Raw genomic sequence first — 16,171 nt, 5'->3', positions numbered from 1 at the left:
TCGAGAAACGGAAAGTCCAGCGCATGGCATCTACCGCAGACATCAAGAACGGCGTCGTCCTGAGCATCGAGCGGCAGCTCTGGAGCGTCGTCGAGTTCCAGCACGTCAAGCCCGGCAAGGGTGGCGCCTTCGTGCGCACCAAGCTGAAGAACGTCATGACCGGAAAGGTCGTCGACAAGACGTTCAACGCCGGTGCCAAGGTCGAGATCGAGAACGTCGACCGTCGCGACTTCACCTACCTCTACACCGATGGTGACGGGTACGTGTTCATGGACCAGACGGACTACGACCAGATCACGGTCCCCGCTGCGACCGTCGGCGACGCGAAGAACTTCCTGCTCGAGAACCAGCAGGTCACGATCGCGCTCAACAACGGCAACCCGCTGTACATCGATCTCCCCGCGTCCGTGATCCTCGAGATCACCTACAGCGAGCCCGGTGTGCAGGGCGACCGCTCGTCGGCGGGAACGAAGCCGGCCACGCTCGAGACGGGCTACGAGATCCAGGTGCCGCTCTTCGTCGAGACCGGCACCAAGGTCAAGGTCGACACGCGCACCGGCGACTACCTCGGTCGCGAGAAGTAAGGCGTGAGCGCCCGTACGAAAGCGCGCAAGCGCGCACTCGACATCCTGTTCTCCGCCGACGTCCGTGGGGACGAGATCGCGGTGACCCTGGCCGCAGAGGCCAAGCGCGCCGCGAGCGAACCCGCTCGCGAGGCCTCCTGGCTCTACGCCCGTGAGGTGGTGGACGGCATCATCGACCACCACGACGAGATCGACGAGCAGATCACGACCCACAGCCGCGATTGGAGGATCGAGCGCATGCCCGCGGTCGATCGCGCGCTGCTGCGCATCGGCGTCTGGGAGATCCTGTTCAATGACGCGGTGCCGACCGCTGTCGCCATCGATGAGGCGGTCGAACTCGCCAAGGAGTTCTCCACCGACGATTCGGGCGCGTTCGTGCACGGCGTGCTCGCACGCGTCTCTCGCGCGGCCTGAGCGACGACTCGGGACGCGGTCTCCGAGATGTCGGAGGCCGCGGGAAGGATGGGGCCATGCCCGCGCCGCACGTCGATCTTCGCGACCTCATGCAGATCACCGATGTCGGGGGCTACCAGCGCGGTCTCGCGTACTTCCGCGAGGGCAATGTGCTCGACGTGGTGTGGCACGAGGATCTGCTCGAACTCGAGGGCCATGTGCGCGGCAGCTCGGACGCGCAGTATGTGACCGAGATCGTCTTCCTCTCGTCCAACGGGACGAGACGGGTTCGGACGACCCGCTGCACCTGCCCGGTGCGGAGCGGCTGCAAGCACGTGGTCGCCACGCTGCTCGCGTCCAATGTGCACGAGTACTCGCAGCAGGCCGCGGCTCTCCAGCGGCAGCCCGACGCGGAGCAGAAGCCCGCCGCACCGCGCACCGCCGCAGTGGCGTCGTGGCGGACCCTGCTCGACCCTGCGGTGTCGCAGCACCCGCAGCGCCTCGCTCTCGGCATCGAACTGCGTCACCGTGAGTCTCGGAGCGAGAACCACTGGGGGCCGCGCCCCGTCCGGGCGGCGACCGCGCGCGATCTCGCCCGCCCGAGCGGTGAGCTGCTTCTGGCGATCCGCCCGATGATGCGCAGCGCGCAGACCGGTGCATGGATCCAGGGCGGCGCAGGCTGGGATGCGGTCCGTCGCGACGCCTCGCAGTTCGGTCGCGACCAGAACCGCTGGTTCGGGGATCTCCTCAGCATCTCGCGGGACTCGCTGCTCTCCGGCAATGCCGGCGAGTGGCTCGTCCTCGACCAGGTCGAGTCGCCGCTGCTGTGGAGGCACCTCCGATCGGCCACCGACGTCGGAATCCCTCTCGTTCCCAGTCAGAAGAGCGCCTCGGTGCGGATCGCATCCGCGGCCGACGTCTCCGCGAAGATCAGTCGCACCGAGGAGGGTGCTCTGGAGGTCGCCGCCGACGTGCGCATCGACGATCGAGTGATTCCCGCCCGCGAGGTGCATCCGATCGGTCGTACGGGTGTCTACGCGGCGAGCCTCGTGGGTGCGCGGATCGAGGTCGTCCTCGCCGAAGTGTCGTTGAGCGAGCAGACACGTGCCCTGCTCGCGGCCTCCGACCCTATCCTCGTGCCGGCCGACGACGAGCAGGCGTTCATCGCCGACGCCTATCCGCTTCTGGCCCGGCGCAGCACCGTGCGCACGGTCGGGGAGGTCGCGCTTCCCGACGTGCCCGAACCGGAGGCGGTGCTCACGGTCAGCTACGAGCGCGGCGACGTCGTCAGCTACGCATTCGAGTGGTCGTACGGTCCGTTCGGCCGAGTGCCGTTCGCGTGGAATGACGCAGCGGTGCGAGATGCCGAGAGCGAGACGACCAGACGCGCGGCGATCGAGGCGGCATGGCAGGAGTTCCGCACGACGAGCTTCCGCCCGAGCGGTTCGTTCCACGACATCGATGCGGCGGCGTTCATCGCGGAAGGCGTTCCCGCGCTCGAGGCTGTGGGCGTCCGCGTCGAGTCCCACGGAGAACGCAAGGCGTATCGCGAGCTGACGGGGGATCCTGAGGTCAAAGTCACGACCGTCGAATCGACCGACTCGGACTGGTTCGATCTCGGCATCCTCGTGACGATCGACGGTCGACTCATCCCGTTCGGACCGCTGTTCACGGCGCTGAGCAGGGGGCGCAAGAAGCTGCTCCTCTCCGACGGCGGCTACTTCTCGCTCAACCACCCGTCGCTGGATCGTCTGCGTGATCTCATCGAGGAGGCGGGCGAGCTCGACGAGTGGGAGACCGGTCCGCGCATCAGTCGCTACCAGACCGATCTGTGGGAGGAGTTCGAAGACCTCGCCGACGAGGCCCAGCCGGCTGTCAGCTGGCGCGCCACGGCCGACGGGCTCCGTCAGGCCACGGGGGTTCCGCCGACGCCCGTTCCTGCGGGAGTGCAGGCCGATCTCCGCCCTTATCAGAAGGCCGGCTTCGACTGGCTTGTCTTCCTGTGGCGTCACCGACTGGGCGGGATCCTCGCCGACGACATGGGCCTGGGCAAGACCCTGCAGCTCCTCACGTTCGTCCAGCACACGCGGGATGCCGGCGAGACGAGACCGTTCCTGGTGCTGGCCCCCACGTCTGTCCTGAGCACGTGGCGGTCGGAGGCGGCCCGATTCACTCCCGGGCTTCGTGTCTCCATCGTCGACAGCACGAGCGGGAAACGCGCCGACGTCCTGAGGGCGGCGGCCCGGTCGAGCGATCTCGTCGTGAGCTCGTACACGGTCGCCCGACTCGACGAAGAGGAGTTCCGCGAGATCGAGTGGGCCGGACTGATCCTCGATGAGGCCCAGTTCGTCAAGAACCCCAAGACGCGGCTCCACCGCGCCATCTCGACATTCCATGCCGACGTCACGTACGCGGTCACGGGAACCCCGATGGAGAACAGCCTCTCCGAGCTGTGGTCGCTGCTCAAGCTCGCCGCCCCCGGCCTGTTCCCCTCGGCTCGGAAGTTCAAGGACCGCTACATCCAGCCGATCGAGAAGGGCAAGGTGCCCGAGAACGAGGAGGGCGGCGAGTACCGCGCGCGGCGCCTCGCTCAGCTGCGTCGTCGAGTGAGACCCCTGATGCTGCGACGTACCAAGGAGCTCGTCGCTCCCGACCTGCCGGCGAAGCAGGAGCAACTGCTCGAGGTCGAGCTGAGTCCGCCGCACAGGGCCCTCTACGACGTCGTGCTGCAGCGCGAACGGCAGAAGGTCCTGGGGCTGATCGACGACCTCGATCGCAACCGCTTCATCGTCTTCCGCTCGCTCACCCTGCTGCGCATGCTGAGCCTCGCTCCCGTGCTGGTCGACGAGGCCGACGCCGAGATCGGGTCGAGCAAGCTCGACACACTGCTCGAGCGCGTCGCCGAACTGCAGGCCGAAGGGCACCGTGCTCTGGTCTTCAGCCAGTTCACGTCGTTCCTCGACCTCGCGGCTGCCCGGCTCGAGGCCGCCGGCATCCCGTATGCGCATCTCGACGGCTCGACGCGCCGCAGAGAGCAGGTGATCGACGGCTTCAAGTCGGGGGAGCAGCCGGTCTTCCTCATCAGCTTGAAGGCGGGTGGGTTCGGACTCACGCTGACGGAAGCCGACTACGTGTTCCTCCTCGATCCGTGGTGGAATCCCGCGGCCGAGGAGCAGGCGATCGACCGGACGCACCGCATCGGTCAGACCAATCAGGTGTTCGTCTACCGGATGATCTCGACCGGCACGATCGAGGAGAAGGTGCTCGAGCTGCAGCGCCGCAAGGCCAGGCTCTTCACCGCGGTGATGGACGACGACGAGCTGTTCGCGCAGTCCCTCACCGCAGACGACATCAAGGGTCTGTTCGACGGCGCGTGATTTCTCCCGGCCGGGTCACCGCGTCCGCCCAGGACCCCGTCGGTAGAATCGAACGGTTCACTTCAGGAGGAATGCATGCGGATCACGGGACTCGGCCACGCCGGGATGTTCATCGAGACGGTCGGCGGGAACATCATCTGCGACCCGGTTCTCGGGCCCTCGTTCTTCGGCTCGTGGTTCCCGTTCCCCGACAACCGCGGGCTCGACTGGGAGCGTTTCGGCCGCGAAGCGGACTTCCTGTACATCTCGCACCGGCACCGCGACCACTTCGATCCCCGGCTCCTCGAGCGCTACATCCGCAAGGACATCGAGGTGCTGCTGCCCGAGTACCCGATCGATGACCTCGAGCAGGACATCAGGGCGCTGGGCTACACGAACATCACCTACGCCCCGGCCGGCGAGATCATCGAGCGCGGCGATCTGAAGATCATGATCACTCCGCTGCGCGCTCCGAGCGACGGACCCATCGGAGACTCGTCGCTGAGCGTCGACGACGGCACCGGCTCGGTGCTCAACCAGAACGACTCGCACCCTCTCGATCTCGACACGCTGCTGCACTTCGGCAAGCCCGACGCGTACTTCACTCAGGTCTCGGGTGCGATCTGGTGGCCCATGGTCTATGACCTGCCGCTGGATGCGAAGCAGAACTTCGCGAAGCTCAAGCGCGACGCGCAGAACAAGCGGGCGATGTACTACATCGACAAGGTGGACGCGCCTCACGTCTTCCCGATGGCCGGTCCGCCGATGTTCCTGCGCGACGAGCTCTTCGATTTCAACGGCGTCGGGCGCAACGGCGAATCGATCTTCACCGACCAGAAGCAGTTCCTGGCCCACATGAAGGAGCTCTCGCCCCAGTACGACGGACATCTGTTCGTGCCGGGCACGGTGGTCACCGTCGAGAGCGGCTCCGTGTCCACCGAGCAGTCGCTCTACACCGAGGCCGAGCTCGCCCACATCTTCGACGAGAAGTGGGACTACCTCGAGGAGCAGCGCGCCTCCCGACAGCGGGAGATCCGTGACGAGGAGGCGTCGCGCGCCGAGGTCATGCCCGCCGCCGAGATGCTCGAGGAGCTGAAGACCTGGTGGGAGCCGCTGCTGAAGAAGTCGCGCACGATCCGACTCGGAGTCGGGGGATGCGTGCGCTTCAGGATCGGCGACCTCGACATGGTCGTGGACTTCCCCCGCGCGAAGGTTCGCGAGTACGCGGGCGAGGAGTGCATCTACTGGTACACGATCCCCGCCGACCTCGTCTCGACGAACATCCGCGACCACGAGATCGACTGGTCGAACTCGATCTTCCTCTCGATGCAGTTCGAGGTGGGGCGCAGCGGAAAGTTCAACGAGTTCCTCACGACGTTCCTCAAGTGCCTCTCGGTCGATCGCATCGAGTACGTCGAGAACTGGTATCAGGAGCAGACGGACCAGACCGAGGATGCCGAGATCGGCGACTGGGTCGTGCAGCGTCGCTGCCCCCACCTGCGCGCCGACCTGACCAAGACCGGAAAGGTCGACGACGACGGCATCCTGACCTGCAGCATGCACGACTGGAAGTGGGACCTCAACACAGGCCGCTGCCTGTCGACGAGCGGCCACCCGATCCGCTCCACGAAGATCGACGAGGTCACCGACGCAGTGCTTCGCGAGGCCAGCTGACGTGGTTCGTTCCTCGCACCCGCACGGATCGGGGCGCGACGCTCGAACGCCGATGCCGATGTTCACTGGGCTTCTCCGCGGGGCTCGATGGATCACCCGCTCCACGCCGGAACGGCTGATCCGGGTGGCCGTGGAATTCCTCGAGGACGCCGGTTTCGAGCAACGGCACGATGGCTTCGACGAGAAGCTGAGAGGCCGCGGATCCGAGTGGACGGCCGTCGCGCTGGAGATCGGGGACGAGGAGAAGTCGAAGAGGCGCGCACTGCTCGGGCTCGTGATCGACGAACTCCCGTTCCCCGTCCCCCGGGCGTTCCAGCGTGTGCTGTCGCCGACGCTGGTCGTCGTCGCGTCCCGTCCCGTCGGACCCCTCGTGTCGGAGCTGATCGTCTTTCCCCACACCTCGCGTCGCGGTGCGCCGCCCTACTCGAGAGCCGCGGCTCCTCGCGTGCGCGACGCCCTCGAGCAGATCACCGCGGCAGCGGGCCTGGAAGGCGCGATGCTCTCGCACGAATCGCTCGCCGGAGTCCCGGATGACGGTTCCCCCGTCTCGCAGGCGGTCGTCCGAGAGGTCCTGGGCTGGCACTGACGCACGCTAGACTGGTGCCATCAAGCAACCTTTAACACCGTCCTGTGAGGCGGAGAAGGGAGCGGCCGATGTCTGCACGAACCGTGCTGCACGAAGCCGATATCTCGCGGGCTCTCACCCGTATCGCGCACGAGATCCTCGAATCCAATCGAGGGGCTGAGAACCTCGTCCTGCTGGGCATTCCGACCCGCGGCGTCACTCTCGCCCACCGCCTGTCCGCAGCGATCGGCGCCATCGCGAAGACCACCGTTCCGGTGGGGGCTTTGGACGTCACCCTCTTCCGTGACGACCTCGCCTCGCAGCCGACGCGTTCTCCGCGGCCCACGGACATCCCTGCCGGCGGGATCGACGGCAGGACCGTCGTCCTCGTCGACGACGTGCTGTTCTCCGGCCGCAGCATCCGCGCCGCACTCGACGCGCTGCAGTCGATCGGTCGCCCGTCGATCGTCCGCCTCGCGATCCTCGTCGATCGCGGCCACCGGGAACTCCCGATCCGCCCCGACTTCGTCGGCAAGAACATCCCGTCGTCTCGCCAGGAGCGCGTCAACGTCCGGCTGACCGAGCACGACGGCACCGAAGAGGTGACGATCGAAGCATGAGACACCTGCTGGATACCCGCACCCTCGACCGAGAGTCGGCTCTGCGCATCCTCGATGTCGCCGAGGACATGTCCGACACCCAGTCGCGCGAGGTCAAGAAGCTTCCGACCCTTCGCGGCAAGACGGTCGTGAATCTGTTCTTCGAGGACTCGACCCGCACCCGCATCTCCTTCGAAGCCGCTGCGAAGCGCCTCTCAGCCGATGTGATCAACTTCGCAGCCAAGGGCTCGAGCGTGTCGAAGGGCGAGAGCCTCAAGGACACCGCCCAGACGCTGCAGGCGATGGGAGCGGATGCGGTCGTCATCCGCCATCCCGCCTCCGGCGCCCCGCAGACCCTCGCGACCAGCGGGTGGATCTCCGCCGGAGTCGTGAACGCCGGCGACGGCACGCACGAGCATCCGACCCAGGCTCTCCTCGACGCGTTCACGATCCGCAAACGGCGCTTCGGCGCCGACAGCCGCGGTCGTGATCTCGCCGGCATCCGGGTCGTGATCGTCGGCGACGTGCTCCACTCCCGCGTCGCACGGTCGAACGTCTGGCTGCTCGCCACGCTCGGCGCCGAGGTCACCCTGGTCGCGCCGCCCACCCTGGTGCCGCAGAACGTCTCGCTCTGGCCTGCGAAGGTCGTCTACGACCTCGATCAGGCTCTGGCGGACGGTCCGGACGCCGTGATGATGCTCCGCATCCAGCTCGAACGGATGAGCGCTGCATATTTCCCCACTGAGCGGGAGTATTCCAGGCGATGGGGTTTGGACGCACTGCGTGTGGCCGGCCTTCCGGACGGTAGCATTGTGATGCACCCCGGACCCATGAACCGAGGGTTGGAGATATCCTCCGAAGCCGCAGATTCCCCGCGCTCGACAGTGCTGGAACAGGTGACGAACGGGGTGTCCATCCGCATGGCGGTGCTGTACCTGCTCCTTGCAGGAGAACGAGACGACGAACGAGGGGGAGACCAGTGAGCGAGACCCTCGTCATCACCGGAGCACAGCTTCTCGGTGCCGAGCGCGCCGACATCATCGTGGAGAACGGGCAGATCTCCGAGATCGGCACCGGACTGAGCCGCTCCGGTGCGCGAGTCATCGACGCCGACGGCCTGGTGGCCCTTCCCGGACTCGTCGACCTGCACACCCACCTCCGGGAGCCGGGCTACGAAGCCTCCGAGACGATCCTCACCGGGACCCGTGCTGCGGCGGCAGGCGGGTTCACGGCGGTGTTCGCGATGCCGAACACCTCGCCGGTCGCGGACACGGCCGGTGTGGTCGAGCAGGAGCTCGCCCTGGGCGAGGCCGCCGGGTACGCGACCGTGCAGCCCATCGGCGCCGTCACCGTGGGGCAGAAGGGCGAGCGCCTCGCCGAACTCGGTGCGATGGCCACCTCGCGCGCCCAGGTGCGCGTCTTCAGCGACGACGGCTTCTGCGTCTTCGATCCGCTGATCATGCGGCGCGCACTCGAGTATGTGAAGTCGTTCGACGGAGTCATCGCGCAGCACGCTCAGGATCCACGCCTCACCGAGGGCGCCCAGATGAACGAGGGCACAGTGTCGGCCGAGCTCGGACTCGCCGGATGGCCGGCGGTCGCGGAGGAGTCGATCATCGCTCGCGATGTGCTCCTCGCGGAGCATGTCGGATCCCGACTGCACGTGTGCCACCTGTCGACCGCAGGCTCTGTCGACATCATCCGCTGGGCGAAGAAGCGGGGGATCAACGTCACGGCCGAGGTCACCCCGCACCACCTCCTGCTCACCGATGAACTGGTGCGCGGCTACGACGCCCGCTACAAGGTCAACCCGCCGCTGCGCCGTGAGGAAGACGTCATGGCGGTGCGCGAGGGCCTCGCCGACGGCACCATCGACATCGTGGCGACCGATCACGCCCCGCACCCGAGCGAGCACAAGTCGTGCGAGTGGCAGGCCGCAGCCAACGGCATGGTCGGACTCGAGAGCGCCCTGCGCGTCGTGCACCAGTCGATGGTGCAGACCGGCCTGATCGGCTGGGAGGACGTCGCCCGGGTGATGAGTGCGGCCCCCGCGCGGATCGGACGTCTGTCCGATCATGGGCTGCCCCTGCAGGCCGGTGCTGCTGCGCAGATCACCCTCTACGACCCGTCCGCCGCCGGCGTGTTCACCGAATCCGACCTGCACGGTCGGAGCGTGAACTCGCCGTACCTCGGTCGCGACCTCCCCGGCCGCGTCGAGTTCACGATCCACCGCGGGCTGCTGACGGTCGACGGCGGATCCGTGGTCGAGGAGCTGAACGCATGAGCACGCGCGACATCGCCATCGCGATCACGATCGCCGTGGCGGCACTCGTCCTGGTCGCCATGTTCACGGCGTGGCGCCGACGACTCCGACGCGACTCGGGTCTGGCGGCTCCCCTGGGCGTGCCGGAGCATGCGGAGGTCCTCGACCGTCACGAGGTGCTCTACGTCTCGACGACGAAGCACGATCAGCCGCTGGAGCGCCTCGCCATCCGGCCGCTCGCCTATCGCGCCAGGGGAGAGGCTGCGGTCACCGATCGCGGACTCGCACTCTGCCTCGACGGTGCGCCGACCGTCTTCCTCGCCTCTGCACGACTCGCGAGCGTCGACCGCGCCACGGTGACGATCGACCGCGTCGTCGAACCGGGTGGACTCGTCCGCGTCGCCTGGAATGCGGACGACGACACGATCGTCGACTCGTATCTGCGGGTCACCGACGGCGATCCCCAGAACTTCATCTCAGAACTGCAGCGCCTCGTCCCCGCCACGGACGACACCGCCGCCCCCGACACAGGAGCAACGTCATGACAGCCCTCCCCGAACCCGCCGTCCTCGTCCTCGAAGACGGGACCCGCCACGTCGGCCGTGCATACGGCGCGCTGGGCACCACCTTCGGCGAGGTCGTCTTCTCGACCGGCATGTCCGGATACCAGGAGACGCTCACCGACCCGTCGTACGCGGGCCAGATCGTCCTGCAGACGGCCCCGCACATCGGCAACACCGGCATGAACGACGAGGACCCTGAGTCCCGTCGCATCTGGGTCGCCGGCTACATCGTGCGCGACCCCTCACGAGTCGTCTCGAACTGGCGTGCGACCGCTTCGCTGGACGAGATCCTCGAGCGGGACGGCATCGTCGGCATCAGCGGCATCGACACCCGATCGATCACGCGGCACATCCGCTCTGCCGGGTCTATGCGCGGCGGCGTCTTCTCGGGCGAGGCCGCGCAGATCGACGCCGACGAGCAGCTGCGCCTCGTGCGCGAGGCGCCTCAGATGGTCGGCCAGAACCTCTCGGCGCAGGTCTCGGTCGACGTCGCCACGGTCACGACGGCGATGGGGGAGCGGGTCGGCAATCTCGCCGTCCTCGACCTCGGCGTCAAGCAGGCCACGATCGACAACCTGGCGGCCCGTGGCTTCGAGGTGCACGTCCTGCCTCAGAACGTCACGATCGATGACATCCGTGCGATCGATCCCGTCGCCGTCTTCTACTCGAACGGCCCTGGCGACCCCGCAGCCTCCGGCGACCACGTCGAGCTGCTGCGCTCGGTGCTCGACGACGGGCTGCCCTTCTTCGGCATCTGCTTCGGCAACCAGCTGCTCGGCAGGGCGCTGGGTCTCGGCACCTACAAGCTGCCGTTCGGGCACCGCGGCATCAACCAGCCCGTACTCGACAAGTCCACCGGACGCGTCGAGATCACCGCGCACAACCACGGGTTCGCCGTGGAGGCGCCGCTGGAGGGCTCGTTCGACAGCCCCCACGGCTACGGCAAGGTCGAGGTCAGTCACATCGGCCTGAACGACAACGTGGTCGAGGGCCTCCGCGCTCTCGACATCCCGGCGTTCTCGGTGCAGTACCACCCGGAGGCTGCGGCCGGACCGCACGACGCCAACTATCTCTTCGACCGGTTCCGTGACATGGTCATCGCCAGCAAGAAGGACACCAAGTAATGCCCAAGCGCGACGACATCAACTCCGTTCTCGTCATCGGCTCCGGCCCGATCGTCATCGGTCAGGCGTGCGAGTTCGACTACTCCGGCACCCAGGCCTGCCGCGTCCTGCGCGAGGAGGGCGTGAGGGTCATCCTGGTCAACTCCAACCCGGCGACGATCATGACCGACCCCGACTTCGCCGACGCGACGTACATCGAGCCGATCACCTGGCAAGTCATCGAGACGATCATCGCGAAGGAGCGTCCCGACGCGATCCTGCCGACCCTCGGCGGGCAGACGGCCCTGAACGCCGCGATCGAGCTGCACAACCACGGCATCCTCGAGAAGTACGACGTCGAGCTGATCGGTGCGAGCTTCGAAGCCATCAACAAGGGCGAGGACCGCCAGATCTTCAAGCAGCTCGTCCTCGATGCCGGCGCCGACGTCGCCCGCAGCATCATCGCGCACACCATGGACGACCTGCTCGAGGGAGCGGCCGAGCTGGGCTACCCGCTCGTCGTGCGCCCCTCGTTCACGATGGGCGGTCTCGGGTCCGGCTTCGCCTACGACGAGGCGGATCTGCGTCGCATCGGCGGTGCCGGTCTGCGCGACTCTCCGACCACGGAGGTCCTCCTGGAGGAGTCGATCCTCGGCTGGAAGGAGTACGAGCTCGAGCTCATGCGCGACACCGCCGACAACACGGTGGTCGTCTGCTCGATCGAGAACGTCGACCCCGTCGGCGTGCACACGGGCGACTCGATCACCGTGGCTCCCGCTCTGACGCTCACGGACCGCGAATACCAGAAGCTCCGCGACATCGGCATCGACATCATCCGCGCGGTGGGCGTCGACACCGGCGGCTGCAACATCCAGTTCGCCATCGACCCGAGCAACGGGCGCATCATCGTCATCGAGATGAACCCTCGCGTCTCGCGCTCGAGCGCCCTGGCCTCCAAGGCTACGGGGTTCCCGATCGCGAAGCTCGCCGCGAAGCTGGCGCTCGGCTACCGTCTCGATGAGATCCCGAACGACATCACGGGCGTCACCCCCGCGAGCTTCGAACCCACGCTCGACTATGTCGTCGTCAAGGTGCCGCGGTTCGCGTTCGAGAAGTTCCCGGCCGCTGACGCGACGCTGACGACCACCATGAAGTCGGTCGGCGAGGCGATGGCGATCGGCCGCAACTACGCGACCGCGCTGCAGAAGGCGCTGCGCTCGCTCGAGAAGCGCGGTTCCAGCTTCCACTGGGGCGCGGAGAGCCGTTCCGTCGACGAGCTGCTCGAGATCTCGAAGGTCCCGACGGACGGTCGGATCGTCACCCTCCAGCAGGCGCTGCGCAAGGGCGCGACGGTCGAGCAGGCGTTCGAGGCCACGGCGATCGATCCCTGGTTCATCGACCAGATCGTCCTGATCAACGAGGTCGCCGAGATCGTGCGCACGGCACCGGAGCTCGACGCGGCCACGCTGCGCTACGCCAAGGAGCACGGCTTCTCCGACGCGCAGATCGCGGAGCTCCGCGGCGAGAAGGAAGCGGAGATCCGCGGCGTGCGCCACGGACTCGGCATCCGTCCGGTGTTCAAGACCGTCGACACCTGCGCTGGCGAGTTCCCGGCTCTCACGCCGTACCACTACTCGAGCTACGACTTCGAGACCGAGGTCACACCGTCCGATCGCACCAAGGTCGTGATCATCGGATCGGGTCCGAACCGCATCGGTCAGGGCGTCGAGTTCGACTACTCGTGCGTGCACGCGTCGTTCGCCCTCTCGGATGCCGGCTTCGAGACCATCATGGTCAACTGCAACCCCGAGACGGTGTCCACCGACTACGACACGTCCGACCGGCTCTACTTCGAGCCGCTCACGCTGGAGGACGTGCTGGAGGTGCTCGACGCGGAAGCCGCGAGCGGCACCATCCTCGGAGTCGTCTGCCAGCTCGGCGGCCAGACGCCGCTGGGGCTCGCAAAGGGCATCGAGGCAGCCGGCTACCAGGTGCTCGGCACCAGCCCGGAGGCCATCGACATCGCCGAGGAGCGCGAGCTGTTCTCGCAGCTGCTCGACACGGCAGGCCTCATCGCCCCGCGCCACGGCACCGCTGTGGACGCGGACGGCGCGGTGGCCGTCGCCGAGGAGATCGGATACCCGGTGCTCGTGCGTCCGAGCTTCGTGCTCGGCGGACGCGGCATGGAGATCGTCTACAGCTCCGAGTCGCTGCGCGAGTACTTCGTGCGCACGGCGGGCGAGGTCATCATCGAGGAGGGCAAGCCCCTGCTCGTCGATCGCTTCCTCGATGACGCGATCGAGCTCGATGTCGACGCCCTCTACGACGGCACCGAACTGTTCATCGGCGGCGTGATGGAGCACCTCGAAGAGGCCGGCATCCACTCGGGCGACTCGAGCTGCACCCTTCCGCCCGTCTCGCTCGGCCGCACCGACATCGACCGGGTGCGCGAGGCGACACTCGCGATCGCGAAGGGCGTGGGCGTCCGTGGCCTGCTCAACGTGCAGTTCGCGATCAGCGCCGGCGTCCTCTACGTGATCGAGGCGAACCCGCGCGCGAGCCGCACCGTGCCCTTCGTCTCGAAGGCGCTGGGCATCCCGATGGCCAAGGCCGCGAGCCGTGTGATGGTGGGGTCGACGATCGCGGAGCTCCGCGCCGAGGGCATGCTGCCCGAGCAGGACGGCTCGCGAGTGCCCCTCGACGCCCCCGTCTCGGTCAAGGAGGCCGTGCTTCCGTTCAAGCGGTTCCGTACGGCCGACGGCAAGACCGTCGACTCGATCCTCGGCCCGGAGATGCGCTCGACCGGCGAGGTCATGGGCATCGACCGCGACTTCCCGACCGCGTTCGCCAAGAGCCAGGCGGCCGCGTACGGCGGAATGCCGACCTCCGGCACCGTGTTCATCTCGGTCGCGGACTCCGACAAGCGCGCCGTGATCCTGCCGGCGCATCGCCTGCAGCAGCTGGGGTTCACGATCGTGGCCACCGAGGGCACTGCCGAGATCCTCTCGCGCAACGGCATCGCGGTGACGGTGGTCGAGAAGTACAGCGAGACCCAGGAGTCCGGCGCGACGAACATCGTCGACCTCATCAACGACGGCTCGATCGACATCGTCGTGAACACCCCGTCCGGGGGCGCGGCGCGTGCAGACGGCTATGAGATCCGCGCGGCGGCTGTCGCGGCCGACAAGGCGCTGTTCACCACGATGGCGGTGCTCGGCGCCGCCGTGAGCGGTATGGACGCAGCGCACGAGGGCTTCCAGGTGAAGAGCCTGCAGGAGTACGCCCTCGACCGGAAGGCCGCAGTGTGAGCGCACGCTTCGGCGAACGGGTCCGTGTCGCCCTCGCGGCGCACGGCCCGCTGTGCGTGGGCATCGACCCGCACGCCGCCCTGCTCGGATCCTGGGGCCTCGGCGACGACGCCTCGGGCGTCCGGGAGTTCGGGCTGCGCACGGTCGAGGCCGCGGCGGGCCGTGCCGCGATCGTGAAGCCTCAGGTGTCGTTCTTCGAGCGCTTCGGATCCGCAGGATTCGCGGCGCTCGAAGAGGTCATCGCGGCTGCGAGGGACGCCGGCCTCCTCGTGATCGCGGATGCCAAGCGCGGCGACATCGGGTCGACCATGGACGCCTACGCGGCTGCGTGGCTCACCCCGGGGTCTCCGCTCGAGGCCGACGCCCTCACCGTGAACCCGTTCCTGGGTGTCGGCGCGCTCGACGGCGCCTTCGCCCTCGCCGATCAGCACGACAAGGGTCTGTTCGTGCTGGCTGCCACGAGCAACCCCGAAGCCGAGGTGCTGCAGCGCTCGATCTCGGAGACCGGCCGTGCCGTCTCGGCGGACATCGTCTCGGTCGTCTCGGCGCGCAACACCGAGCACACGCCCGCAGGGGAGTGGGGGAGCTTCGGCTTCGTCATCGGCGCGACCGTGGACTGGACGGATGCCGGCATCGCCGCCTTCGCACCGGTGGCACCCATCCTCGCTCCGGGATTCGGCACGCAGGGTGCGACGCCGTCAGACCTGCACCGCCGGTTCGGTTCGATGAGCGCCGCCGTCATCGCGAGCGAGAGCCGCAGCATCCTCTCGGCTGGACCCGCCGGTCTCGCCGCCGCCATCGACGCCCGCGTCGCAGAGTACAGGGAGGCCGGCCGTGGCTGAGTCCCGTCCCGTCCCCGAGGTCGACCGCGCTGCCGCCGCACGCAAGGCGGTCGAACGACGCCGCGCCCGCGCATCGCTCAAGCGCGATCTGACCACGCGTGTCGTGACACCGCAGGCCGTGCTCGAGCGGGCGACCGCAGACCCGGACTCGGTCGAGGGGTCCATGCGCATCACGGACTTCCTGCTCGCTCTCCCCGCGATCGGCGCGGGCAAGCGCGACCGCATCCTGGCAGAGCTGCACATCTCGCCGGTCAAGCGACTGGGAGGGCTCGGCGTCCGCCAGCGGGTGGCGCTCTCGCAGTGGCTCGACGCGCGCTTCCCGCTGCTCGAGCCGCGTGGCGCACGAAGCCGTCTGCTCGTGCTCGCCGGGCCCACGGCAGTCGGCAAGGGCACCGTCGCCGCCCACATCCGTGAGCACAACCCCGAGATCCATCTGTCGGTCTCGGCGACGACGCGCGCACCGCGACCTGGCGAGATCGATGGCGTGCACTACTACTTCGTCGACGATGCGGAGTTCGACCGTCTGATCGCAGACGACGAACTCCTGGAGTACGCCGTCGTCCACAACAAGTCGCGCTACGGCACGCCGCGTGCGCCGATCGACGCCGCTCTCGCTGCAGGCAAGACCGTGCTGCTCGAGATCGACCTGCAGGGCGCGCGCCAGGTGCGCAAGGCGGAGCCTGCAGCCACGCTCATCTTCCTGCTGCCTCCGACCTGGGACGAACTCGTCCAGCGGCTGGTCGGACGAGGCACGGAGGGCGCGGAGGAACGCGCTCGCAGACTGCGCACCGCGAAGGTCGAATTGGCAGCGCAGAACGAGTTCGACCACCTCATCGTGAACGAGGACGTCGCCGCTGCGGCCGCGGAGGTCGTAGAATTGTCTTCGAGCTCTGCGCGCTGAGCGTCTTCGCGCGCCCGCAT

The 16,171-nt window shown here is 67.8% G+C and carries 13 protein-coding genes; all 13 read left to right on the top strand.

Annotated elements, in window-relative coordinates:
• The first annotated feature begins 23 nt into the window (after positions 1 to 23).
• The 13 genes from efp to gmk all read left to right on the top strand — a co-directional run bounded on the left by efp (position 24) and on the right by gmk (position 16,151).
• Positions 24 to 584 (top strand): elongation factor P, encoded by a 561-nt coding sequence (efp, locus tag SOM10_RS02935; RefSeq protein ID WP_053096137.1) that lies wholly within the window; start codon positions 24 to 26, stop codon positions 582 to 584.
• Between the two features lie 3 nt (positions 585 to 587).
• Positions 588 to 998, top strand: coding sequence for a transcription antitermination factor NusB (gene nusB, locus SOM10_RS02930; RefSeq protein WP_053096135.1), 411 nt, complete (start codon positions 588 to 590; stop codon positions 996 to 998).
• A gap of 56 nt (positions 999 to 1,054) precedes the next feature.
• A complete protein-coding gene (locus SOM10_RS02925) occupies positions 1,055 to 4,354 on the top strand; it encodes an SNF2-related protein (protein ID WP_320488327.1) in 3,300 nt (1,099 codons plus the stop codon).
• Between the two features lie 75 nt (positions 4,355 to 4,429).
• Positions 4,430 to 6,007 carry a Rieske 2Fe-2S domain-containing protein gene (locus SOM10_RS02920; RefSeq protein ID WP_187249660.1) on the top strand — a complete coding sequence of 526 codons (1,578 nt, stop codon included), beginning with the start codon at positions 4,430 to 4,432 and terminating at the stop codon, positions 6,005 to 6,007.
• 52 nt (positions 6,008 to 6,059) lie between these two features.
• Positions 6,060 to 6,593 carry a hypothetical protein gene (locus SOM10_RS02915; protein WP_320488325.1) on the top strand — a complete coding sequence of 178 codons (534 nt, stop codon included), beginning with the start codon at positions 6,060 to 6,062 and terminating at the stop codon, positions 6,591 to 6,593.
• 68 nt (positions 6,594 to 6,661) lie between these two features.
• Positions 6,662 to 7,192: a bifunctional pyr operon transcriptional regulator/uracil phosphoribosyltransferase PyrR gene (pyrR, locus tag SOM10_RS02910; protein WP_053096130.1), complete on the top strand. Its 531-nt coding sequence runs from the start codon at positions 6,662 to 6,664 to the stop codon at positions 7,190 to 7,192.
• The gene (locus SOM10_RS02905) at positions 7,189 to 8,154 is read left to right on the top strand and encodes an aspartate carbamoyltransferase catalytic subunit (protein WP_053096128.1); all 966 of its coding nucleotides are present in this window, start codon (positions 7,189 to 7,191) and stop codon (positions 8,152 to 8,154) included. The genes pyrR and SOM10_RS02905 overlap by 4 nt, the downstream gene beginning before the upstream one ends.
• Positions 8,151 to 9,455, top strand: a complete 1,305-nt coding sequence (locus SOM10_RS02900) for a dihydroorotase (RefSeq protein ID WP_056278771.1) — start codon at positions 8,151 to 8,153, stop codon at positions 9,453 to 9,455. The genes SOM10_RS02905 and SOM10_RS02900 overlap by 4 nt, the downstream gene beginning before the upstream one ends.
• The gene (locus SOM10_RS02895; protein ID WP_320488322.1) at positions 9,452 to 9,979 is read left to right on the top strand and encodes a hypothetical protein; all 528 of its coding nucleotides are present in this window, start codon (positions 9,452 to 9,454) and stop codon (positions 9,977 to 9,979) included. The genes SOM10_RS02900 and SOM10_RS02895 overlap by 4 nt, the downstream gene beginning before the upstream one ends.
• Positions 9,976 to 11,121, top strand: coding sequence for a glutamine-hydrolyzing carbamoyl-phosphate synthase small subunit (gene carA, locus SOM10_RS02890; RefSeq protein ID WP_320488320.1), 1,146 nt, complete (start codon positions 9,976 to 9,978; stop codon positions 11,119 to 11,121). The genes SOM10_RS02895 and carA overlap by 4 nt, the downstream gene beginning before the upstream one ends.
• Positions 11,121 to 14,408, top strand: coding sequence for a carbamoyl-phosphate synthase large subunit (carB, locus tag SOM10_RS02885; RefSeq protein ID WP_053096119.1), 3,288 nt, complete (start codon positions 11,121 to 11,123; stop codon positions 14,406 to 14,408). The genes carA and carB overlap by 1 nt, the downstream gene beginning before the upstream one ends.
• Positions 14,405 to 15,250 carry an orotidine-5'-phosphate decarboxylase gene (gene pyrF / locus SOM10_RS02880; RefSeq protein WP_053096118.1) on the top strand — a complete coding sequence of 282 codons (846 nt, stop codon included), beginning with the start codon at positions 14,405 to 14,407 and terminating at the stop codon, positions 15,248 to 15,250. Before carB ends, pyrF begins: the two co-directional genes overlap by 4 nt.
• Complete coding sequence (gene gmk, locus SOM10_RS02875; RefSeq protein ID WP_187249657.1) at positions 15,243 to 16,151, top strand: guanylate kinase; 909 nt, start codon at positions 15,243 to 15,245, stop codon at positions 16,149 to 16,151. Before pyrF ends, gmk begins: the two co-directional genes overlap by 8 nt.
• The last annotated feature ends 20 nt before the right edge of the window (positions 16,152 to 16,171 follow it).

This window comes from Microbacterium sp. CFBP9023 (assembly GCF_034045055.1).
Taxonomy (GTDB): domain Bacteria; phylum Actinomycetota; class Actinomycetes; order Actinomycetales; family Microbacteriaceae; genus Microbacterium.
Note: the sequence above shows the minus strand (reverse complement) of the source record. Positions and strands in the feature narration are given on the sequence as shown.